This window comes from Lactobacillus isalae, assembly GCF_947539375.1.
Classification (GTDB): Bacteria; Bacillota; Bacilli; order Lactobacillales; family Lactobacillaceae; genus Lactobacillus; species Lactobacillus isalae.
In genome coordinates this window covers 1,053,425-1,076,686 of the sequence record NZ_OX443569.1, presented here as the reverse complement: position 1 = coordinate 1,076,686, position 23,262 = coordinate 1,053,425, and the positions used below count along the sequence as shown (strand labels likewise).

The window sequence follows — 23,262 nt, the reverse complement described above, 5'->3', positions numbered from 1 at the left end:
TAGTTATTGAGGTATATAAGTGAAGGTTAAATTTAAAATGCCAGAAGTTGGCGATCATCTTTTATTAAAAATAGAATCTCAATTTTCACATGAAGTTATTCTAGCTTATTTAGACGATGATGAGTATTGTGCCATTAATTTGGAAGATGGCAAAGGAATTACAGATGACGATGGGTTAATTTGTTGCGACTCAATTCCTGAGCTTTTAGGCGAACTACAAAAACACAGTAATGTTTATTTAATGGAGGATTAATCATGCAAGGAAAAGTAATTATTTTTAAAGGAAACATCAAGTCATTTAAGACATCCGGGGGGGAGGTAACTCTTCAAATTACTGCTGATACTAATGATGTATCACTAGATAGACTTAATGAGATTAGCGAAGGAATGGTAATGGTTAATCTTGAAGCTAGTCAAACAGAATTATTACCACAAGATCAAGAAAGTGAGAAAAAATAATTATGAAAATATTTGCTTTTGAACGGGATGATTATATAGATAGATTTATGGAAGAGATTAATGACTGGGTAAATTTACATAAAGAAATTACAATTATTGATTATGATTTTGGATATAACGACAGAGGTTTTCTCGAAACAGTGGTGGTGAAGTGGAAATGATTACTGATGCAGTATATGAGTTAAAAAAGTTGTTTTGTCATCATGAATATATTTATCATACAACTCCATATTTTTTACCTTATATAGACTGGTATGAATGTAGAAAATGTGGTCGAAGAGTTTATAATCCGCCTAAAGAGTTGGTGGTGCATGATGACTGAACATGAAATTCAAAAATTAATTCAAGTAGCATTATCACAACATAAGTGTTCAGTATTTCGCACTAATGTGGGTAAGGTTCAAACAATTGATAAGCGTTGGTTTGATACCGGGTTACCGCAAGGTTTTCCTGATTTAATGGGATATCGTTGGGTAGACAACCAAATTTTTATGATTGAAGTTAAATCAAAAACAGGAAAACCTCGTAAAGATCAAATTAGATTTCATGAGTTTTTACAGTCACATAATGTTATTCACGGAATAGCTAGGTCAGTTCAAGATGCTTTGATGATTGTTGATGGCGGTTTAGTCGGATACGGCTATGATTAGTAATGATTGAGGGAGAACAGATGAGTTTTTGGGATTTACCAGATAAAGATGAAACAGCAGCTAATGTTGATGCTTTCTTAAAAGGACAAATTAATCGACTTGCTAGACAAGCAGGTTGTAAATTAACTGATATTGCAAGTCCTGATTTCTCTAATCCTTCAGTTACTAGAAGTCGTAGTAATAATGTTGAAGAAAAAATGTATAAAGGGTTGCATGCAATTGAAGCTTTACAAGCCATTAGATACACAATGGATAAAACATACGGATTATCTCCTCAAATTCTAATTAAGTATTATATTCAACATAAACCGGTACATGTGATTAATCGTGAATTACTAATTGATCATGATTCATTCAGAACGCTTAAGACTAAGGCCTTATGTGAGTTTGCTGATTGCTGGAATAACACACAAGAAGTATTTGATTGGGATGATGAGGATAAACTAGATTTACAAGTTTACTGAACAATGATTGAAATTTTACTTAAATTGTTCTGATTCCATAATGATTGCAATCGTGCATAATATGTATTGTGAGTTAATGAAAATTAATTCACCGCATTAATACAATTCCTCTCTATATTTATGTATTTAACAGGTGGGAAATATCTCTAAATGGTGAGACATTAAGCTTGGTTCGATTCCAGTATTTCCCATAGTCCTAAAGAGGACTTATAATTTATATTCATCTCAAAATGTCAACTCTACTACTTCTGAGTTGATTTTTTTATAATTATTTTGAGGTGAATATTTATGATAACTTTTAGTAATGCAATTTCTATATTAAAAAACGCACAAGCTTTAGCAGAAAAATTAAAAAATCGAGAATTAAATGATGCGTTATTATCTCTTCAGCAAGAATTGATAGGATTGGGAAATCAAAATCTTGAATTGAAAGAAAAATATGATGAACTAAAAAAGTATTTAGAAATACCAAATGATGTTTATTTAGATAATGATGGCTTTATTTGTAGAAAAAATGATACTAGAAAATACTGCCCACATTGTTGGAATAAGTATAGAAAATTTTCATTAATGCCTTTAGAAGGAGTGGAAGTTATGGATTATTTAAACCTGTCCAAGCCTTATATGTATAAATGTTCTGCCTGTGGTCATGGAGTACAGTCAAATAAAGCTTATTTTAAAAATTAAATTCCGGTCTAGCAAAAGCTAGGCTTTTTATTTTAGGAGGTGAGTAGCATTACTAAACTAACTCAAAAACAACGTAGATTCATTGATGAGTACATTATCTCTGGTAATGCTACTCAAGCCGCCATTAAAGCTGGTTATTCTAAAAAGACGGCACGTAAAATTGGTCAAGAAAACCTAACAAAACCAGACATTAAAGCAGCTATCGAAAAACGCAACGCTGAAATTCAATCTAAAAAAACAGCTGATATGACCGAAGTTATGGAATATCTTACTTCGGTTATGCGTGGTGAACAGACTGAATCGGTAGCAACATCAAAAGGTGTCTATTCTAATGTTGAAGTTTCAGCTAAAGATAGAATTAAAGCTGCTGAATTAATCGGTAAGCGTAATGGTGCTTGGACCGATAAGAAAGAAATAAATGGCGATTTAAGCATTGAAATAGGAATGGGGGATTATGATGCCAACGATTAATTTAAACTTCCCTAGACCCTATAATATTTTTAATAAACAGATCTTTGATAATCTTTTTGACTATTCTCATTTTACAGAGGTCTGGTATGGAGGAGCATCTAGTGGCAAATCACATGGAGTAGTTCAAAAAGTGGTTCTTAAGTCCCTAAAAAAATGGTCAAAACCTAGAAAAGTTTTATGGATGCGAAAAGTTGATAGAAACATTCAAGAATCTATTTTTACTGATGTGATTGATTGCTTATCCAATTGGCAGATATTGCCATTATGTAGAATTAATAAATCAAACCGTACTATTCATTTACCGAATGGTGCGGTTTTTCTTTTCAAGGGATTAGACGACCCGGAAAAGATTAAATCGATCAAGGGGCTTTCTGATGTGGTTATGGAAGAAGCGAGTGAGTTTAATCATAATGACTACACTCAACTTACTTTGCGTTTACGTGAACCAAAACATAAGCAAAGACAGATCTTTTGCATGTTTAACCCAGTTAGCAAGCTTAATTGGACTTATCAGACTTGGTTTGATCCAAGTGCAGATTATGATCGGTCAAGGGTAGCTATCCATCAATCAACTTATAAAGATAATAGATTTTTAGATGAAGACAATATCAGAACGATTGAAGAGCTGAAAAACACTAATCCAGCTTATTACAAGATTTATACATTAGGTGAGTTTGCAACATTAGATAAGCTTGTTTTTCCTTACTTTAAAACTAAACGGTTAAATCCTCGTAATCCTAAATTATTAGCGTTAAATGATTATTTTGGGCTTGATTATGGATTTATTAATGATCCAAGTGCTTTTATGCATATCAAGCTAGATATGAAAAATAAAACACTTTACGTAATGGACGAATTTGTTAAAAAAGGATTGCTTAATAATCAGCTAGCGCAAGTAATTAAGGATATGGGTTATTCAAAAGAAGTAATTACAGCAGATAGTGCTGAAAAGAAATCAATTGCTGAAATGAAAAGAGACGGTATTTATCGAATTAGACCAGCATTAAAAGGTCCTGATTCAATAATTCAAGGAATTCAGTTTCTACAACAATTTAAATGGGTAGTTGATGACCGTTGTGTAAAGACAATTGAAGAATTGCAAAATTACACATACGTGAAAGATAAGAAGACCGATGAATACACTAATAGGCCGATTGATGCATATAACCACTGTATTGATGCTATTCGGTATGCAGTAGAGGAAGAGAATGGTCATGGAAGTACGAAAGCTAGAATTATTAAATCATTTATTTAAGGTGGTGAGATTTTGAAGACAATTGATTTTGGAAATGATAGAGTGACTCATAATAATCGTTTTATTTATCCTGTAGGACAAAGAATGTCAATAAATGAAATTTTTGGTTTCATCTCTTACAATGAAAATACATTAAAACCTCAATATCGTAAAAATATGGAGTACTATTTGGGTAAACATAGTATTCTTGATGATCCAAATAATAAGACAGATAATATTAATAATAAATTAATCGATAATAAAATTAAGCCGTTGGAAGATTCATACAACGGCTTTTTTGCTGGCATCCCTCCAATAATTTCTGCTGAAGATAAAAATATTAATAATATTTTACAAGATTGGAATAATGAAAATTCTTTTCAAGATGAGCTTAACGAAATAAGTAAGCAAGCAGATATTTTTGGACGGTCTGTCGTGTTTATTTATCAAGGTGAAGATAAACTACCACACCTTACTCATTCAAGTCCAGAACGGGCATTTATTATATATGACGATACGGTTGCCCATAATCCATTAGCTTTTGTTAGATATGAATTAGATGACACAAAGAATTGGACTGATGCAAAAGGCCAAGTGCAATATGCTGATAAGTTTTATATTTTTGAAGGTATGAATCTTGCCGAAGATCATATAACCAATTCAGAAGGAGTTAATCCATATGGTTTAGTTCCTGCTGTTGAATTTTATGAGAATGAAGAACGGCAATCAGTCTTTGAACAAATCATTACACTTCAGGATGAATTGGATCATGTAATGAGTCAGAAAGCCAACCAGATTGCTTATTTTGATAATGCGTATATGTTTATGTTCAATATAACCCTCGATGAAGATGATGATGGTAATCCTAAGTTTGATTTTAAGAACAATCGGTTAATTTATGCGCCAACTGTAGATCCAAATAGTGATCCAAAAGTTGGCTTTATTCAAAAGCCCGATGCTGACGGAATGCAAGAAAACATGATTGATCATTTGCAAAAGTCAATCTATGAGAATACCGAGATTGCTAATTTACGTGATGAAAACTTTGCTAATAATGCCAGTGGTGTAGCAATGCAGTATAAATTGCTTTCAATGCAGAATAAAGCAGATAGTAAAGAGCGTAAATTTACTAAAGCATTGAAGCAAATGTATAAAATTGTTTTTCAAACTTTGTTTGATAATGATAGTCAAAGAGAGCAATGGTCTACTTTGAAGTTTCATTTTACTCGTAATTTACCAGATGATATTTCATCAATGATTTCTGCTGCTAAAAATGCTGAAGGAATGGTATCCCAACAAACTCAACTATCTTTATTACCATTTATTAAAAATCCGCAAGCTGAAATTGAGCAGATTAACAAAGAAAAGCAAGAAAACATCAAGAATGCACAACAAGCTGTTGGGTCATTGCCTGATTATTTGAATTCTGGTGAAGATGATGACAAGTCTGAAACAGAGTAAAGCTTACTGGGATAATCGTATTAAAGCTGAAAAAGCTTGGCAAGAATTAGCAAAAAAAGACATGGAAAAATACAACCAACATATAGTTGGTATGTATAGTCGAACGATGTCTGACATTAATCAGCAGATAAAGGCTGATTTAGCATTATCTGAGGGGAAGCTTGTCAAAGCAGATGCAATGAAAGAGTATGAATCATTAGCTAAACGAGCTGTTGATAAAGCTAATGCACTAAGAGCTAAAGGTAAGCATGTAACTCGTAAAGATTTCAGTGAAGACGTTAATAACCGACTTAAAGTATATAATGCAACGATGCGAATTAATCGCAATGAAATAATTAAATCTAAGATTGGCGCTAGATTGGTTGAGTTAGGGGTAGATCAAGAGCAAAGTTTAACTAATAAGCTCTGGAACGACTATATCAAAGAAAAAGAACGTCAAGCTGGTATTCTCGGTATTAGTGCTAAATCAAATCTTTGGACTTCAAAAGAAGTTCAAGAACAAATAGCTGGTCAAATAGCTGGTGCTAATTTTTCAAAAAGAATATGGGCTGATATAGATGGGTTGAAGGGTCAACTAGATGGACTTATATCTAGTGCAGTTATTCGGGGTGAGTCTCCGATTAAGACGGCTAAATGGCTAACTGGTATGGTGTCAGCAAGCATTACTAATCAAGAATATGCAGCTGAACGACTGGCGAGGACTGAAACTGCTCGAATTTATTTTGCTGCTGAACAAAATTCACTTATAAAATACGGCTATAAGTTCGTTAAATGGATTGCAGAAGGCAGTGCTTGCAAAGTATGTCGTGAAATTGCTACTAAAAGCACAGAATACGGTGATGATGGGGTATATCCAATTAGAGAAGTACCTAATATCCCAGTGCATCCAAATTGTATGTGTTCTATTTCAGCATACTGGGTTGATGAAAGTAAGTTGAAACTTGATGATTCTACAGTTGATAAGATTTCTATTTCTAATATCAAAGAATTTACAGATGCGGTAGGGAAGCTAGGTATTACTCAAGTGAAATCAATTAATAAAGTTGATCCTAAGATGCTAACTAGAATTTATGAAACTATCAATGATGAATTTCAAAAACATCCACAACTCAAAGGTTATTTGACTGTTATAAAAGGTGGAAATAGACCTAAAAGTGCTGATGTTGCGTATGTTGCAAGTTATGTTAAATATGATAGTGGTAATAATGAAAATGCTAAATATAGATATTATGCAGAGTTAAATTTAAATAAAGCTAAATTGAGTAATATAAACGAGATTAATCAATTAGTGAAGGAAACTGTTCAGGAGCATTGGTGGTCAAAAAAAATCGATTATACTGGATTAATAAAACATGAAATGGCTCACGCATTAAATTCACGTGCTAATTATGCAGAAATTTTTGGTAATGATCCAATAAGATTATTGAACTATAATGAAGCTAAAAAACTAATAAAAGTAAGAAAAGATAATTATTTTGCTAATGATATTTTATTAGATACTTTTGAAAAGTTGAAGGTTAAGCCTACTAAAGCTAATATTCAAAAGTATATAAGCAAATATGCAGGAAAAAATATTGAAGAAGCTTTTGCAGAAGCATATTCGGATGAGTCAAAAGCTGAATTTAGTAGAACTTTTGATAAGTTACTGAATGAACGTTTAAAGAAGGTGTTTAGACAATGATTTTAGCATTACCAAAGGAATTAATTGGAAACTTAGATTTTTCATATGATTTGCCGGTCTTGAAAGACAGTGCAACTGATAAACAGAAAGTAATTTATGCTGATTTTATTAAGCAATATATAACCGATCAACATAATGAAGATGATTTATTTATTAAACACAGTAAAAAATAAAGTAAACGACTATTTTAATAGTCGTTTTTATTTTGCCTTTTTCCTTGTGTGCAGGCTCAAAAGAACACCATGAGTTAGTTCCCCGAAACTTTAAAACGTGAGTTAAAGAAAGGACATTTAATTATGCCAAAAGATGATGTGAAAGAGACAGTTGCTACTACTGAACCTGATAAAGCTGCAGCATCAAGTTCAGAAAGTAAAGATAAGCTAGAAAAGATTGATGCTGATTCACTTGTAAAGCCTTATATTGATCGAATTACTAAAGAGCAAGCTCAAAAGAATGACTATAAGACTAAATATGAAGATGCTATGAAAGAAATTGAACAATTAAGGTCTGATAAGGGTAAGTCAGCTAAGGAAATCACTGAAGAAGATGAACGTACTAAAGAAATTGAGTCATTAAAAAAACAGAATGCTGATTTAAATGCTCAAATTAAACGTTCAAATGATATTAAAGAAGTTAACGGAATATTTAAGAAAGCAGATTTAAATATCGATGAAGATGTTCTTAATATGGTCGTTAATGAAGATGCTACTCTTACTGTTTCAAATGCAAAAGCAATTATTAATTTGGTTAATAAGGCACGTGAAGAAGGAAAAAATTCAATCCTTAAGGGAAAAACTCCTACATCAAGTGGAAGTAAGATTAAAGCTCCACAAGATGATTTAAAGCGTGCTTTAGGTTTATAGAAAGGAATTTAGAATATGCCAACAGATGCAGAAACTAAAGGTTTCAACTATGTAACAAAAGATGGAGATTTATTAGATCAAAAGATTACTGCAGGTTTATTTACTGCAGCTTTAGGAACGCCAGAGGTTGATTTAGTCAATGGAGGACGTTCTTTTACATTAAAGACTATTAGTACTAGTGGATTACAAGCTCATACCCGTGGGAAAGGCTTTAATTCAGGTACTGTTACTGATGAAAAGACTATTTACACTATGGGACAAGACAGAGATGTTGAGTTCTACCTTGATCGGCAAGATGTTGATGAAACAAATCAAGAATTAGCAATGGCTAATATTTCTAATGTATTCATTACTGAGCAAGTTCAACCAGAATTAGACTCTTATCGCTTTTCTAAAATGGCGACTTCTTTCGATAATATTGATACAAGTGATACAGAAGGAAATTTACTTGCTAAAACTCATAAGGTAGAAGAAACTTTAGATGCAACCAATGCTTACTCACAATTGAAGACTGGTATTAGTAAAATTCGTAAATATGGCACACAAAACTTACTAGGTTATGTTTCTAGCGAAGTAATGGACTCTTTAGAACGTTCAAAAGAATTTACGAGAAATATTACTAACCAAAATGTAGGCACTACTGCGTTAGAATCTCGTATTACTTCAATTGATGGAGTTCAATTAATTGAAGTATACGAGCCTAACAGATTTATGACTAAGTATGATTTTAAGGATGGTGCTAAACCAACGGAAGACGCCAAAGCAATTAATTTCTTAATTGTTGCTAAGCCTGCAGTTATATCAATTGTTAAAGAAAATGCAGTCTTTTTATTTGCACCAGGTCAACATACCGAAGGTGATGGATATCTTTACCAAAACCGCTTATACCATGATCTATTTATTAAGAAACACAAACGTGATGGTATTTACTCTTCAATAAAAAAAGCGTAACCCCGCAAGGTAATCAAGAAACCGAGCGAGGCGGGGAAAACAATAAGGAAGATCAAAATGAATGATGCATTAGATGACCAACTTGAAAAGCTTAAAACAGCTCTTCAATTGACTGATACTAAACATGATGATCTTCTAAAGCTGTATCTTGAAGATGCTACTGACTTTTTAAAATTAAGGTTATCCATTACTGGCGTAATCCCAACTGAAATGCTTGCTATAGTTCGTGGAGCAGCTGTTAAGAAATTTAATCGATTTAAAAATGAAGGTATGGCCAGCTACTCACAAGATGGAGAGTCTATAACTTTTGCTTCCTCTGATTTTGATGAGTGGGAAGATGAAATAAATCAATGGCGTAAAGATCATACTGGTTTAAATCGAGGAATGTGGGTGAATCCTTATGAGGTATGACACAGTTGTTAGCATTTTTAGGGATGCTGATGGTAAATATAATCCAAGAACTCATAAACACAATAGTGAACCTATTTTTGTTGATTCAGTCTTTGCAAATGTAACTGATCTTGGTTTAAAAAATCAGATTCAACTACTTGGCGGAATTAAACAGGGATCTAAAACAGTTAGAATGACTGAAAATTTAGATGAAAACTGGGATTATATGACAATTGATGGTGATGACCGTAAATATCGTTTTATTAGTTCACTCAATGTTCTTAAGGGTCATGCAATGATAGTAGGTGAAGACGTTGGGAATTGAAGTTAAAATTGAAGGATTAACAGCAGCTATTAGTAAAATTGATGCTAAAAAGTATGCTGGATCTCAAATTCGTAACGTAGTTATGAAAAATGGTGCAAAATTACAAACTTTAACTAAAACTAACATGACCAGAGCCTATAAAAAAGGATATTCAAAAGGTACAACTAAACAGAGTACTGATTTAACTATTCAAGATAGTGGTATGACGGCTATTGTTGCACCACATACTGAATATTTTCCGTATATTGAATATGGAACGAGATATATGGAAGCTGAGCCAGCTCTTAATCCTGCTTTTCAGAAAATTAAGCAGGATTTTTATAAAGAAGTAATGGATTTAATTAATAAATGATAGATATACAAGAAGAGCTTTTCGATAGGCTCTATTTTTTTGCACAAAATGAGTTAGGCTTTGATACCTACGACTCATTACCAAGAGACGGGACTAAGTACCCGTTTGTTGAGATGGCAGAAACGAATTTAGTTTCTGATGATTTGAAAAACGCATATTCTGGAACGATTACTCAAACTATTAATGTTTGGGGCGACCAAGATATGCGTTTTTTGATTGGGAAAATGATGAATCAATTATGTATTAATCGAATTAATAGCGATCATTACACATTTGATTTGAAAAATGTTCAAAAAAGAATATTACCTGATTCAAGCGTTCCAAATACCAGGCTTTTTCACGGAGTTTTGACGCTTGAATTTAATTACATGAAAGGAAAGATTTAAATGGCAGAAGTTCAAGCATTAGCTGGTAAGCGAATGGTGTCATATTTTCGCTTACTGAAAAATGCTACTAAAGAAAAAGCTGAAATTGTTCCACTTGAAGGAGATTCAAGTATTTCTTTCAAGCGTAGTTCTAAATCCACAACTACTAAATCAGGAAATATTTCAACTAGTGCAGGTTTAACGACTGAAATTGACCAAACTTTCTATGAAGGTATCTCTAAAGTTTCAGACGAATTCTATGACGCGATTTTGGACGATGAAGTTGTTGAGTACTGGTTAATTAACTTAGACAGAGTTAATAATAAGGGACAATATTGGGCTATTTATGCAAGAGCTAAGGTTACGGAAGATAAGGGGAGCTATAAGCCTGATTCTACAGCAGATCGTTCTCCGAAAATTGAAGTTATTGGCACTCCACGAAGAGGATACTTGACACTTAGTGATTACGAACAAGACATGCTTGCTTATGCGTTCCGTGGAATTGACAAAATTACTGACACACCTAAGGAAGATGGCACTGATGGCGGTGGTTTAGCTTATGAAAATAATAATCCACGTGAAGATACTGTTCCAACTGGGACAGCTAATACCAATGAATCCACTACTACTCAAGGAGGTAATGCATAATGCAGATTAAGATTAACGATAAAACTTACGAATTAAACTTTGGTATTCGCTGGGTGCTATTGATGAATAAAGACTATCACTATGAGAATGGTGGATTAAATCAAGGCATGGGTGTTACTCAAGCTGTAACTAGTCTTACTCAATATGAGCCAGAAGGACTAGCTAAGGTTTTATTAAATGCAACCTGGATAAATAAGAGTCGTCCTACTATTGCAGATATTTATCAATACTTAGAAACAGATGCAGATATTACTAAGCTTTGTGATGCTATCTATAAAGAAATTAAGAGTGCTAATGCGACAAAAGCTGCGGTAAAAAAAGTGGTAAAGACTATGAATCAAGCACAAGAAAGACTTTCAGAGAAGAATTCCGAGAAATTAGATTAAATTCTCTAGCTTACTTAGGTTTTCATAGTCTAAGAGATATTGATGCAATGACAATTGCAGAATATGAGTTGCGAATGGAGGCATATAACTTACAACAGGTTGAAAAACAGTATGATGCAGCAACTTTAGCTTGGATGAATCGCAACGCTCAAGCTTTTGATGAAGACGGTAATGCTGTTTATACAGAATTCAATGATTTCTTCAATCGAGATGCAGCAATTGACAAAGTCAGAAGCAACTTTGAACCAAATTATCAGCCTATAAAACATAAATCTAAGAACAAACAAAATAGACAAAATATTCTGCTTACGCGAATTAGAGAATATCAAAGATTACACCCACGGAAAGGAGCTAATTAATGACTGGTTCAGAAGAAAACTTAAGTATTAAAGCAATTCTTTCTGCGGTGGATCAAGGCTTTACGGCTGGGTTAGATGCAGCAGCTGCTAGAGCACAGACTTTTGGTGAACTTACTAATAATGCTTTTAAAGGCATTGGTACGGGAATGATGGTAGCTGGTACAGCGATCACTGCTATGGGTGTAAGTTCAATTAAATCTTTTGGGCAATTTGAAGCATCCCTTAACCAAGCTGCCGTTGTTGCTGGCGGTACTGCTAAAGATATTGGTCAACTTGATGATTTAGCAAACAAAATGGGTGCTGATTTACCATTATCAGCTCAAGATTGTGCTGATGCCATGATTGAAATGGCTCGTAATGGTGCATCAATAGGCGATATCAAGAAACAGTTTCCTGCAATTGCACAAGCGGCAACTGCTGCTGGTGCTGATATTAAAGCCACAGCTGGTGTTGTTCAAGAAGCAATGAATATTTGGGGTAAATCATTAGATTCTCCTCAACAAGCCGCTGCTATTTTAGTTCAGACAGCAAACGCATCTAATGCCAGTGTTGAGGATATGCAACAAGCTTTAGCTACTATTGGTGGTTCAGCTGGTCAAGCTGGTATGAGTTTGCAGGTAACTTCTGAAGCTATCGGACTTTTGACCAATAAAGGTTTCAGTGCGGCTCAAGCTTCTATGGATTTAAACCATGCTATTTTGCAAATGATGGCACCATCAAAAGTTGCTAGGGATGCAATGGATAGCTTAAGCATTAGTTTTACTGATGCTCAAGGTAAGATGAAAAAATTCCCTGATATTTTGCGTGAGTTAAATCAGGCTTTAGATGGATTAAAACCTGATAAAAAAGCGCAAAAATTAAAGGCAATGTTTGGCACAGCAGGTATGCAAGCTATTGTTCCATTGCTTGACACAGTTAAGAATAAGACTAATGATGCCAAAGTGAGTTGGGATGCTTACGCTAGAGAGCAAGATAAAGCTGCAGGATCAACTAAGAAAGCAAACCAGTCTTTGAAAGATCAAGCTAATGAAATGCAAAAAAACGTTGGCTCAAGTATTGAACAACTTGGTGGTAACTGGGAAGCTCTTAGAAACAAATCTATGAAGTCTGCTCAAGATATTAACGGTTCCTTAATCCAAAATGCTAATGAAGTAATGCAATGGGCAACAACTAGCAATTCTGGAGTGGCTCAATTTACTCGTGGCTTTATTGGATTAAGCCCTGGCGTTGGCGCCGCAACAGTTGCGGTGGGTGGTTTTTTAAGAAGTGCTGGTGACATTAACAAATCTTTAGGTAAAGGAATTACAGGATTAAGCAACTTAGGAAAAACTACACAAATTGTTGCTCAAGGATTAAAAAATGGGCATTCGGCTGCTGAAATAGCTAAAGATGGATTAAGTGCTCTATCTAAAAATTCTCTAATTGCTGCAACAGCTCAAAAAGCGTTAGCTACCGCTGCATTTATTGCTCAACATGCTATGGCGTTTGGAATAGTTGGAGCTATTGTAATAGTGGTTACAGCTTTAACTCTATTCTTCACTAAAACAAAAACCGGACAACAAATGTGGGCTAACTTTATTGCATGGCTAAAAAATGCGTGGAATGGACTATCGCAAGCAGCAACTAAACTATGGCAATCAGTTCTGAAAAGTTTACAACCTATAATTAAACAATTACAGGCTCTCTGGAAACAATTCCAAGTATTCTTCACCGCAATGTGGAATTTGTTAAGACCTGTTGTAATGCCTGTTTTTAATTTCATCAGACAGTATATAACCACAGTAATGAAAAATATTATGACTGTCATTAAAACAATGATGAATATCATTAAGATAGCATTTTCAACAGGTTGGAATGCTCTAACAATAATTGTTAGAACAATTTGGAACATTATTCGGACAATTATAAGTACTTCTTTATCCGTAATTACTGGTTTATTAAAAGCTGGGACGGCTTTAATGCGTGGTGATTGGTCAGGTGCTTGGAACGCAATTAAGGGTGTAGCATCATCAATTTGGAATGGTATTACATCAATCATTAATACCGCCATGAATGGGCTTGTTAACATTGTTCGAACTATGATGAACGGCATGAAAAATGTTTTCAGCTCAATCTGGAATGGAATAAAACAAATTTTCCAAAATAATATTAATTTCATCAAATTAGTTACTCATATTGATTTAGCTGCTCAAGGTAGAGCAATCATGGATTCTTTTCTTAGCGGATTAAAACAAGCTTGGGAAAACGTCAAGAGTTTTGTCGGTGGAATTGGTAACTGGATCAAGGAACACAAAGGTCCACTTAGCTATGATGAACAGTTATTAATCCCAGCTGGCCAAGCAATCATGTCTGGTTTGAATGGTGGTTTAACTGCTGGCTTTAGTGATGTACAAGACAATGTTTCAGGAATGGCTGGAATTATTTCTAGCCAAGTTACAAGTGTCATGGATACGGCGCAAAATGCTTTAGACGATGACCGCTTAACCATTCCTGCTATCAACTCTCAACAATACTCCGAGTCAATTGACCGACTAAATGGCATGGTTCAAGGTGGCAATTACAGCCAAAACGTAACTATGCAAGAGAGTGGATTGCAAAAGACTAACACTGAATTGCTTCGTAAGATTGCTAATAAGGATAATACGATGATTCTTGATGATGGTACGTTAGTAGCCAAGACAGCACCTCAATATGATGAAACTATCGGCGGTAAGATTAACTTGAAAGACAGGTGGTCAAAATAGTAAAAGATTTATTCTCACAATTTAATCATCAATATCAAGAAAGATACGACTTTCATGATTTAGATAAGAATGCAGATGTTGATCTTTACATGTCACCTGATGAAGGTTTTACTTTCGCTAACTTCAACTCCGCTGACAAAGGCTGGTGGCTTACTAAAAGGGATGCACCAACGCCAAAAGAGAAAGAGATAACATATTCTGTTCCTTACTCACAAGGTGAGGAGGATTTTTCTAACTTAGATAATCAACGTTTTTTCGAAGCCCGTGAGATTACTTACGAGCTTCTTTTAGTTGACGAGGATTACTCATACAGAAAAGCTAAAGAAAAGGAAATCAAGCGTCTAATTATGCAAGCAGCAGGGTATAGAGAGCTAGATGATACTTTTAATTCTGGCTTTTGTTTCTCTGCTAAGTCTGAAAGCGTAGAGTGTTCTGATGATGAGAGTAACGGTACTTTAACAGCAACAGTTAAATTTAAGGCTTATCCTTATGCGATTGCTAGAAGTTATGAAGGGTCTGATATCTGGGACGAGATTAATTTTGACAATTGGCAAGACCAACAGACCACTTTTAACGTGAATAATAATTCTGCAAAAGCTGACTTAGATAATTACGGCTCTAAGCCGGTAGAACTAGGCTTTTCGGTAACTGGAAATGTTAAGGTAACAGGATCTAATATCAACCTTGATTTAGATCAGGCTGGTGCAACTAAGGTAACAGTAATGCTACCAATTGGAGGGACTAGTCTTACTGTTTCAGGAAGTGGTACTGTTCACTTTCAATTCAAGCGAGAGGAGATGATTTAGTGGGCTATAGGATTGTGGCATACGATAAGCCAACTGATAAGAACGGCTATATCGTGTATGATCAAAACTTAGCAACAAGAAACTTAGTATCTGGTAGCCTTAATTTAAAGCTGACAGATATTGATGATCTTGATCTTACTGTTAATCAGTTAAATCCTCTCTATGATCGTGTTGAACCGCTTATCACTCACATTGAAGTTTATGAAGATGAAAATCTTATTTTTCGTGGTCGAGCGATTAAACCGACCAAAGAAATGGCTTCTAATGGTGGTTTTACTCGTGAGTATATTTTTGAAGCAATTGATGCTTATTTACTAGATAGCATACAGCGCTTTGACAATGATTCTGGGTCAAGTGCTAAGCAGTACTTGCAGAAACTAATTAAGGTGCATAATGAGCAGTTGAATGATACTTATAAGCACTTTACATTAGGTAAATGTGATTATTCAGACAATGAGGGGATCGTTCAAAGACAGATTGATTATCCGACCACGAAAGAAGCAATTACAGCCCAGCTAATCAACAAAACTGGTGGTTATATCAGAGTTAGATATGACCATAATAAGCAGATTAATTATATTGACTACACGAAAACAATAGGAGTATCGCATAAGGCTGATACTCCTATTTCTGTTGGCAAGAATATGCTATCTGCTAAGCAGACCATTGACCCTACAGGAATAATCACTCGATTAATTCCACTTGGTAAAGTACAACCAGCACCTAAAACTACTCTGGGTGATGATGACACAGTTGATGAAAATGGCGTTGCTACTGGTATAACTCATGCGGTCAATGGTGACTGGGGACCAGCTATTCGTAATGCTGGTAAGGTCATGGGCGTAAACATCGATGACGAATATGTTCAAAAGATTAAAACCATGATTCAGGGTGAAAGTGGCGGATCTGAAACAGTAGTCAATGGCTGGGACAGCAATGCCCAAGCGGGTCACCCTAGTGCTGGAGTACTGCAATTTACTGAAGCAACTTTCCGAAGGTACATGGTTAAACCTTTCACTACTTGGAAAAAAGGTTGGGATCAGATTTGTGCATTGCTAAATATGAAAGATTGGAAGTCAGAGGTTGATAAGTGGCAAATCTATCGTTCTTGGTCTCCAAACGGCACGAAAAGAATGGACGAAGTCAAGACAACTCACAAGGGTTCGCTTAACTCTTGGGGTTGGCCGTTTCCATCAGTTGGCGAAGGTCATTTCATGGACGCACAACTTTTTGGAGTACATGTAGGTAATGGAAGAACTAATAACTTTCACGATGGTTTAGACTTCGGCAGTATTGACCACCCTGGAAGTGAAGTACATGCAATTCACGGTGGTACAGTAACTAGAATCGGCAATGATGGTTATATTGGCTGGTATGTAGTTACTCACTCACGAGACGGCTATGACATTGTTTACCAAGAAGCTTTTTCTGGTCGTGGAAACATTAGAGTTAGTCAAGGACAAACGATTAAGACTGGCGATGTAATTGGTATTCGTGATACTAGTCACGTCCATATAGGTGTAACCAAGAAATCATGGTATGAGGGTTACACAAAAGGTCATTCTTTTGACCCTAACTGGGCTTGGTTAGACCCTTTAAAGCTTATCAAAGAGGGCGGTCAAAAAGGCGATAGTGATAGTCACTCTAAGACTTACGAGGATGAAAGCCCACAGCCTAGATTTAACATCACTAGTGTTAATGGTGGCAAAGATTACATTGAAGATGCTGATTTAATCAGACAATTTGGAATAATCGAAGGCACACAGATCTTTGACGACCTTCAAGATCCAGCCCAGATTAAGCAGATGGGTGAGAAGTGGTTAGCTAATGAGAAACAGCACGTCACAAAGAACTCTTTTGAAGTTTCAGCTTTAGAATTACCTGAATTTGACCGTTTTAAAGTCGGCGATTTTTATCAATTCATCAATCCTCAAGTATCTAAGACAGCTCAATTACTTCAAGTAGTTGAAAAAGATATTGACTTTGCGCACGAAAGAAATAGCAGCTTAAAAATTGCTGACGTTGCTAAGAGCTTGACCGATTATCAAATCGAAGATAGCAAGAAAATTGATGCTCGATTTAGGTCAATTCAGAAGACGCTGACTCAACAATCACTAACAATTGCTAATTTATCATCTGGTGCAATGAGCGTTGAGAGTAGTAATAATCAAATTAACCAAAGCATTAACCAAGTGTCTGAACAGAGTAATTTTGATGCTAAATACATCAAGGATGAGTTAGATAAGCACCTGAAAGACTATGCTGAAATCAAAAAAATTATTGATGATCTGCCGAATAAGTATGCAACCACAGAGCAGTTAAAAGTAGTAAGTGAAAAAGTAGATAAATTAGAGCAGAAGGGAGAGGACAATGGCTAATTATTTTGACAACAGCCACATAGATGGCAAGCAGTTAACGCCACAGCAGATTGCTGACGCTATTCGTCACAAGAAGTTCGGCGTTGATGTCCGTGAAGCTATGGCACAGGGCTTAGAGTACTGCATGACACAAGCTCAAAAGGTGGATAAGGTTGAGAGTGATTTAAGCAATCTAAGTAAACGAGTAACAGTATTAGAAACATTACCTAGTGAAGTAACAAACATCAAAGAGAGTATTGGAACGATTAATAAACAGATTGACAAGCTCAATCTTGCCGTCTTCGGCGATGGGGCTACTGAAATATCAATTGATGGTCAAAACGATATCAATAATGCAAAGAGAGCAAAGGGGATAAGTATAGATTATGACAATGACAAGCGTTAATAATGGAGAACCATATTACCTAAAAGTAGACATTTCTAAGGCAGGAGAATCAGCTGTATCAATCAATAATTACATTAAAATGCGTGTCTTTGACAATGGAAAGATCTTACCGGTTAAATGGTTTGACCAAAATGTTGTCATGAACGTTAACGGTATGATTCCCTTTATAGAAGGTTCTGTTGGTCAATGGTCTACAGATGATAATGACAATATCGTGATGGCGCCTGATGCAGTCCATCGTGATTGGCAAGGATCTGCTGCTAACACTCGAGATGGTGGTTGGGCGGACTATATACTTACTGACCAAATGTTTACCGAAGAAGGTATTTTTTACGGTTTCATCGGTTTAATGGATGGTAATGGTCGGCGTCTAACTTCAATTAATATTTGGTTCAGAGTATTAGGCGATAATCTTATTTTTGGGTTAACGCAAAAATACTACAGTAACAAGATTGAAAAATTTATTCGGCAGATGCAAGCTAAGGGGGATCAAGCAGTAGCTGATCTTTATGAAAAATATAAAAATAAAGCTCAAAAATCAGAAGATACTCTAGATAGTATTCAGAAAAATCTTGATACTATAGATGCTTCTTTTAAGTCTGCTGCTACATCTGCTAAAGCAATTCAAGACAGAATTGATAGTGAAGATATTGTAACTAATGCCCGCTTTGATGATGTTACCAAAGGATTAACCAAAAATATCACTGCTAAACTCTCTGAGATTTCATCAACTATCCCATGGCTAAAAAATTCGGAAGCTATTGAAGAGAAGTATCCTAATGGGTACTCTGGAGCAGTAATTGCAGCTGATACGATGCACAAGTGGCTATATTATGATGGACGCTGGAATGATGCTGGACTGTATACAGAATCAATTACTAAAGATGGGGATATTGTTGCATATTTAGATGAAGGAAAAGTGCTAAATTGGGATCCTAACAGTTCAGATTGTAAGCTGGATTTATCAGATATGACTACAGGTATTACTATTCGTGGTGCAGTTGATATTTCTTTTACTAAAGAAGAAATCTATAAAACATTTAATTCTTCTCCTGAAACTAAATTAAATGGAGATATTGTCACTGGTAAATCTTTTGCATTGATCTTTTACTTTTCAACAAACAAACTCGGTATTATTAACCCATCAGATGATCTTATTACACAAGATGCAAAGATTTTATTTTTACATCACTATACCAGTACTAATGATGGATTATTAGTTAGTTCACAATTTTACTTACAGCAACTAAGAGAACTGCAAGTTAATGCAGCTAATATGCCATTTGCCTATGTGGCTGAAAACAAAGATTTAAGTTATGACTACTGGGATAATGAATGCAACTTAAAATTTGACGGAGACTGGGTTGAAGTATATTTCAATCATTGGAAATGGGACGTTAAAGTATCTGATATTTTAGTAGCTGCTAAAGAATCAAAAGTTGTTAAAGTAACGGATAATGATATCATCAAAGGAAATACATTTATTATGTATTTTGATGGCAACGATAAGAAAGTTAAATTCACCAATAAAGAGGATGGCGTACCAACTGGTGGCTTTACTTTATTTGCTCATGAATATAATTCTTATACTGGTGGACCGCTAGTTGACTATCATGTGCATAAACAAGCTCAAGAATTCATTCGAAAATATGAAAAAGGTGAGCAGGAAAACAACAAAGTTCCAGCATATTTTAAAGATAACTTAACTCAAGGAATTGATAGAGTTAATCAAAACATGGGTGAAGCTGGTCCAAATTCAATGTCATTCCTATTCATTACTGATATGCATTGGGGTGGAAATGCTAAACATTCTCCAGCTTTAGTACATGAACTAATGAAAAAGACTGGATTACCATTAATGGTTAATGGCGGTGACTTTTTTGACCAAGGTGAAAAAGCTGAAATGAGAAATGAAGTGACTACAGCCATTGGATCAGTTAAGTATCCAGGTACTTTTATGGCTACCGTTAGAGGTAATCATGATGGTAATTGGAATAATTGGGGAGGTCAACATGACCATCCTGACTGGAAATTTTCATATAATGACATCTATGGTTATGAATTTGCATACATGATGCGCGACAAAAATCTTGTTAATGATTTTCATTATTTAAATATAGGTAATGATTTCACCTATACTTTTACTGAAATAGATGGAAGCGGACAAGTATGGCGGTTTATTTGCATTGATACGCTTGATTTAGATGGCGGAACAAATATCAACTTAGATAGCTTTAAGAAAATCTGCGATTTACTTAAAGAATCTAAAAATGAAAAGATTATTTTTGTTGCACATATTTTTAGCAATAATCACGATCATACTGATTTTGAAAAAGATCTTGAAAAAGTCATTGATGCACGTAATTCACAAGGTACAGCAACAGTATCATGGGGAACTGTAGATTTTTCACAATCAGAAAATACTACTAAAGTTATTGCATGTTTCGGTGGTCATGAGCATGAAGATTATGACTGGACTACGCCAAGTGGCGTCCCGTTCATCTTAACTGATAGTGATAATGCACCAAGAACTGAGACTACCAAATATGGGCATGACTATGGAACTATTGGAGAACAATGTTTTGATGTTGTGACTATTAATCCCTCTGCTAAAAAAATTAAAGCAGTTCGTATTGGTAGAGGTATTGATAGGAGTTGGGATCTGCGATGAAACACAAGCTAAAAAAACTCCTACATTCTGAACACCCACAACATGAGATCCTAGCTTTCGCAATGATGGGGATAGGGTTAATTCTTATCTGCAATGACTTCTACTTTTTCTGGCCACCTTTTGCGGTTGGGGTCTTAAATGACGACTTAGTAGGTGGTATCTTCATTGCTATTGGTGTTTGGCTTTTTAGTTGGGCAATCAGCAATAAAAATAGCATTTCTACTAATCGCAATCTATTAATTATTACTGCAGGCTTGTTAGCATTTGAAGCAATTGCTGAATTCTGCCACGGTTATATATCCGGACATCCACATATGTTTACAGCCGGTTTCCTAGAAGTTATTATTTTACTTTTTGATTTTTCTATCATTAGCAAAAGTAAGAAGCATAATTATTAGATAGGGGTGGTGCTTTATAGGCGATTTACTAAGGGCACTGCCTTATCTTGGTGGTATAGGTACGTTCTTGATTGCGGTTTGGAAGTGGGTATTCGATGCTCTCAAAGAAGAGCGTGACCACTATCAGCAAAAATGTCAAGAACAAGAGAAAGAGATAGATAGACTAAAAGAAAAAAATCTGAAATTGCAACGTAAAGTTGATCAACAACAGATTTTAGTAGATGAATATGTAAAGAAGACACCAACTAGTGGTGTCTTTTTTGATGGAAAGAGTGAAAAACATGATTAAAAAGTTAGAAAAAGAATTGAAAAAACTAAACGCAAAGCGTGCAAAGTTATCAAAATTCTTATCCAAACAAAATAAGAAAACTTTGTCTGCAACCCAATTAGAATTCTTAAAAGAGCAAAAGCAAGCAATGGGTAAGTATGCCAAGGTCTTAAAGTTGCGTATTGAAGATTTAAAGGAGGCTAAATAATGAGTTTCAGTCACATTTTAGATTTAATGGTTGTTGTAGTATCCGTTGCAGCAGTTGCGATTGTATCTTTTTATACTAAGCACAAGATCGAAATTGATGAAAGAGCGGCTAAAGGTGACCGAGTTGCAATGTCACAGCAAATTGTGGCACAAGCGGTAACCCCTCTTGTTTATCAAGCAGAGAAGAGGGGTGGGGCAGGCGAAGAGAAGATGGACTTTGTGATTAATGGATTAAATCTCATCTTATCCTTGGCTCACTTACCAGCTTTACCAGCAAGCTTTTTGAAGGGCTTAGCTGAAAAAGCAGTAGTAGCAATGAAACAAGCTCAATCAATTGCAGATACAGTTGATAAACCTAAGACCACGATTGTTGGAGAACTAAAAGACGTTAAGTAGGAGGTTACTATGGAAGTAGAAAAAAGAAGTTATGGAGTAGACGTATCAAGCTACAATACTACTGACCTATCAAGTATGGCTCACTCGGGAGCTAAGTTTGCTATAGTTAAGTTGTCAGAAGGTACAGGATATCAAAATCCTAAAGCACAAGCACAAATTTCAAGTGCTAAAGCTAATAACATGCTTATTATGGGTTATCACTATGCCCACTTTGGCGCTGACAGTAACCGAGCAGTGCAAGAAGGTAATTATGCAGTAAGTTCAGCCAAAAGTGCTGGGCTACCAGTTGGTACATACTTGGCTAGTGATTGGGAAGTAGATGATAATAATGCTACTAATGCTGGACGAGTACCTAGTGCTAATGCAATTCTTGCGTTCTTAGATACAATTGTAGCAGCAGGATATAAGCCACTCTTATACTCTGGTGCAGCATTACTAAAAGGTAATATTGACACTGATAAGGTACTTGCTAAGTATCCTAACTCGCTATGGGTAGCAGCATATCCACTAGGTAATGGTGTGCCAGCAAGTGAACCAGACTTTGGCTACTTCCCATCAATGGACGGTGTAGCAATTTGGCAATTTACTGATGATTGGAAGGGTATGAGCGTTGACGGCAACATCTCACTGATTGACCTTAAATCTGACAGTAAGGCAACTCCTCAATCATCTAAGCCTGTAGTTAAGCAAACAGCACCACAATCTTTTGTAGATGAACTAGGAGACACTTGGTACAAGGAAGAAGGTAAGTTCTATCCAAACGGTACTATCAACATTCGCTATGGTGCTAGAACTACTAGCGATATTATCGGCACAGTAACCAAAGGTGATTGCGTTAAATACGATGCTTATAGCCGTCATGGCGGGTATGTCTGGATTAGACAACCAAGAGCCAACGGAGAACATGGTTTCTTAGTTTGTCGTCAAGGTAACGATCCATGGGGTACGTTTAAATAGTATGGTATAATTTAATCACTGGGCAATTAGTGCCAAAGATAGATTCCTTCGAAGCTTCTGTTTCTATCAGCATTAATGAAGCGAATTAAAATGCATTTTAAAAGCCACTCTGGAGATTAGTTTCTCTGGAGTGGCTTATTTTTGTGCTTATATAGTAGTAGAAAAATGATATAATTTTATTTGCTGTGTCATGGAGAGTAAGACGTGACACGGCTTTTTTGATACAAAATTGATACAAAAAAATCATACAACCATGTTTAGTAATAGGCGAAAATACCGTTAAAAGCATAGATTAATCTATAATAA

At 35.3% G+C, this 23,262-nt stretch carries 30 protein-coding genes; all 30 read left to right on the top strand.

Annotated elements, in window-relative coordinates; translation table 11 throughout:
* Positions 1-37: 37 nt before the first annotated feature.
* Positions 38-253, top strand: coding sequence for a hypothetical protein (locus QM512_RS05230; protein WP_282804747.1), 216 nt, complete (start codon positions 38-40; stop codon positions 251-253).
* Positions 254-255: 2 nt separating this feature from the next.
* Positions 256-459 carry a hypothetical protein gene (locus tag QM512_RS05225; protein ID WP_282804746.1) on the top strand — a complete coding sequence of 68 codons (204 nt, stop codon included), beginning with the start codon at positions 256-258 and terminating at the stop codon, positions 457-459.
* Between the two features lie 2 nt (positions 460-461).
* A complete protein-coding gene (locus tag QM512_RS05220; RefSeq protein ID WP_282804745.1) occupies positions 462-620 on the top strand; it encodes a hypothetical protein in 159 nt (52 codons plus the stop codon).
* 150 nt (positions 621-770) lie between these two features.
* The gene (locus QM512_RS05215) at positions 771-1,109 is read left to right on the top strand and encodes a VRR-NUC domain-containing protein (RefSeq protein WP_094497005.1); all 339 of its coding nucleotides are present in this window, start codon (positions 771-773) and stop codon (positions 1,107-1,109) included.
* A 20-nt stretch (positions 1,110-1,129) separates the two neighbouring features.
* Positions 1,130-1,573, top strand: coding sequence for an ArpU family phage packaging/lysis transcriptional regulator (locus QM512_RS05210; protein WP_282804744.1), 444 nt, complete (start codon positions 1,130-1,132; stop codon positions 1,571-1,573).
* 288 nt (positions 1,574-1,861) lie between these two features.
* Positions 1,862-2,260, top strand: coding sequence for a hypothetical protein (locus QM512_RS05205; protein ID WP_282804743.1), 399 nt, complete (start codon positions 1,862-1,864; stop codon positions 2,258-2,260).
* Positions 2,261-2,308: 48 nt separating this feature from the next.
* A complete protein-coding gene (locus QM512_RS05200; RefSeq protein ID WP_282806453.1) occupies positions 2,309-2,731 on the top strand; it encodes a terminase small subunit in 423 nt (140 codons plus the stop codon).
* Positions 2,718-3,986, top strand: a complete 1,269-nt coding sequence (locus QM512_RS05195) for a PBSX family phage terminase large subunit (protein WP_282804742.1) — start codon at positions 2,718-2,720, stop codon at positions 3,984-3,986. The genes QM512_RS05200 and QM512_RS05195 overlap by 14 nt, the downstream gene beginning before the upstream one ends.
* A gap of 12 nt (positions 3,987-3,998) precedes the next feature.
* Positions 3,999-5,426, top strand: coding sequence for a phage portal protein (locus QM512_RS05190; RefSeq protein ID WP_282804741.1), 1,428 nt, complete (start codon positions 3,999-4,001; stop codon positions 5,424-5,426).
* Entirely contained in the window at positions 5,404-7,107 is a 1,704-nt protein-coding gene (locus QM512_RS05185) for a structural protein (RefSeq protein ID WP_282804740.1), read from the top strand. Before QM512_RS05190 ends, QM512_RS05185 begins: the two co-directional genes overlap by 23 nt.
* Entirely contained in the window at positions 7,104-7,280 is a 177-nt protein-coding gene (locus QM512_RS05180; RefSeq protein ID WP_167797437.1) for a hypothetical protein, read from the top strand. The genes QM512_RS05185 and QM512_RS05180 overlap by 4 nt, the downstream gene beginning before the upstream one ends.
* A 123-nt stretch (positions 7,281-7,403) precedes the next feature.
* Positions 7,404-7,970 carry a DUF4355 domain-containing protein gene (locus QM512_RS05175; protein WP_282804739.1) on the top strand — a complete coding sequence of 189 codons (567 nt, stop codon included), beginning with the start codon at positions 7,404-7,406 and terminating at the stop codon, positions 7,968-7,970.
* Positions 7,971-7,985: 15 nt separating this feature from the next.
* On the top strand, positions 7,986-8,921 hold the full coding sequence (locus QM512_RS05170) for a hypothetical protein (RefSeq protein ID WP_282804738.1): 936 nt from the start codon (positions 7,986-7,988) through the stop codon (positions 8,919-8,921).
* 57 nt (positions 8,922-8,978) lie between these two features.
* On the top strand, positions 8,979-9,332 hold the full coding sequence (locus tag QM512_RS05165; RefSeq protein WP_282804737.1) for a phage head-tail connector protein: 354 nt from the start codon (positions 8,979-8,981) through the stop codon (positions 9,330-9,332).
* On the top strand, positions 9,322-9,636 hold the full coding sequence (locus tag QM512_RS05160) for a hypothetical protein (protein WP_282804736.1): 315 nt from the start codon (positions 9,322-9,324) through the stop codon (positions 9,634-9,636). Before QM512_RS05165 ends, QM512_RS05160 begins: the two co-directional genes overlap by 11 nt.
* Positions 9,626-9,988 (top strand): HK97-gp10 family putative phage morphogenesis protein, encoded by a 363-nt coding sequence (locus tag QM512_RS05155; RefSeq protein ID WP_282804735.1) that lies wholly within the window; start codon positions 9,626-9,628, stop codon positions 9,986-9,988. The genes QM512_RS05160 and QM512_RS05155 overlap by 11 nt, the downstream gene beginning before the upstream one ends.
* Positions 9,985-10,374, top strand: a complete 390-nt coding sequence (locus tag QM512_RS05150) for a hypothetical protein (RefSeq protein ID WP_282804734.1) — start codon at positions 9,985-9,987, stop codon at positions 10,372-10,374. The genes QM512_RS05155 and QM512_RS05150 overlap by 4 nt, the downstream gene beginning before the upstream one ends.
* The gene (locus QM512_RS05145) at positions 10,375-11,001 is read left to right on the top strand and encodes a phage major tail protein, TP901-1 family (RefSeq protein WP_282804733.1); all 627 of its coding nucleotides are present in this window, start codon (positions 10,375-10,377) and stop codon (positions 10,999-11,001) included.
* Positions 11,001-11,387, top strand: a complete 387-nt coding sequence (locus tag QM512_RS05140; RefSeq protein WP_282804732.1) for a tail assembly chaperone — start codon at positions 11,001-11,003, stop codon at positions 11,385-11,387. Before QM512_RS05145 ends, QM512_RS05140 begins: the two co-directional genes overlap by 1 nt.
* A gap of 47 nt (positions 11,388-11,434) precedes the next feature.
* Positions 11,435-11,746 carry a hypothetical protein gene (locus QM512_RS05135; RefSeq protein WP_135352286.1) on the top strand — a complete coding sequence of 104 codons (312 nt, stop codon included), beginning with the start codon at positions 11,435-11,437 and terminating at the stop codon, positions 11,744-11,746.
* Positions 11,746-14,490: a phage tail tape measure protein gene (locus QM512_RS05130; protein WP_282804731.1), complete on the top strand. Its 2,745-nt coding sequence runs from the start codon at positions 11,746-11,748 to the stop codon at positions 14,488-14,490. Before QM512_RS05135 ends, QM512_RS05130 begins: the two co-directional genes overlap by 1 nt.
* On the top strand, positions 14,478-15,296 hold the full coding sequence (locus QM512_RS05125) for a hypothetical protein (RefSeq protein ID WP_282804730.1): 819 nt from the start codon (positions 14,478-14,480) through the stop codon (positions 15,294-15,296). Before QM512_RS05130 ends, QM512_RS05125 begins: the two co-directional genes overlap by 13 nt.
* Positions 15,296-17,674, top strand: coding sequence for a phage tail protein (locus tag QM512_RS05120; RefSeq protein WP_282806429.1), 2,379 nt, complete (start codon positions 15,296-15,298; stop codon positions 17,672-17,674). The genes QM512_RS05125 and QM512_RS05120 overlap by 1 nt, the downstream gene beginning before the upstream one ends.
* The gene (locus QM512_RS05115; protein WP_282806428.1) at positions 17,667-18,059 is read left to right on the top strand and encodes a hypothetical protein; all 393 of its coding nucleotides are present in this window, start codon (positions 17,667-17,669) and stop codon (positions 18,057-18,059) included. The genes QM512_RS05120 and QM512_RS05115 overlap by 8 nt, the downstream gene beginning before the upstream one ends.
* Complete coding sequence (locus tag QM512_RS05110) at positions 18,040-20,730, top strand: metallophosphoesterase family protein (RefSeq protein ID WP_282806427.1); 2,691 nt, start codon at positions 18,040-18,042, stop codon at positions 20,728-20,730. Before QM512_RS05115 ends, QM512_RS05110 begins: the two co-directional genes overlap by 20 nt.
* Positions 20,727-21,128 (top strand): hypothetical protein, encoded by a 402-nt coding sequence (locus QM512_RS05105; protein WP_282806426.1) that lies wholly within the window; start codon positions 20,727-20,729, stop codon positions 21,126-21,128. The genes QM512_RS05110 and QM512_RS05105 overlap by 4 nt, the downstream gene beginning before the upstream one ends.
* 67 nt (positions 21,129-21,195) lie before the next feature.
* Positions 21,196-21,417 (top strand): hypothetical protein, encoded by a 222-nt coding sequence (locus QM512_RS05100; RefSeq protein ID WP_282806425.1) that lies wholly within the window; start codon positions 21,196-21,198, stop codon positions 21,415-21,417.
* Complete coding sequence (locus QM512_RS05095) at positions 21,410-21,604, top strand: crAss001_48 related protein (protein WP_282806424.1); 195 nt, start codon at positions 21,410-21,412, stop codon at positions 21,602-21,604. The genes QM512_RS05100 and QM512_RS05095 overlap by 8 nt, the downstream gene beginning before the upstream one ends.
* Positions 21,604-21,999 (top strand): phage holin, encoded by a 396-nt coding sequence (locus tag QM512_RS05090; protein ID WP_282806423.1) that lies wholly within the window; start codon positions 21,604-21,606, stop codon positions 21,997-21,999. The genes QM512_RS05095 and QM512_RS05090 overlap by 1 nt, the downstream gene beginning before the upstream one ends.
* A 9-nt stretch (positions 22,000-22,008) precedes the next feature.
* Entirely contained in the window at positions 22,009-22,956 is a 948-nt protein-coding gene (locus tag QM512_RS05085; RefSeq protein WP_282806422.1) for a GH25 family lysozyme, read from the top strand.
* Positions 22,957-23,262: the final 306 nt, after the last annotated feature.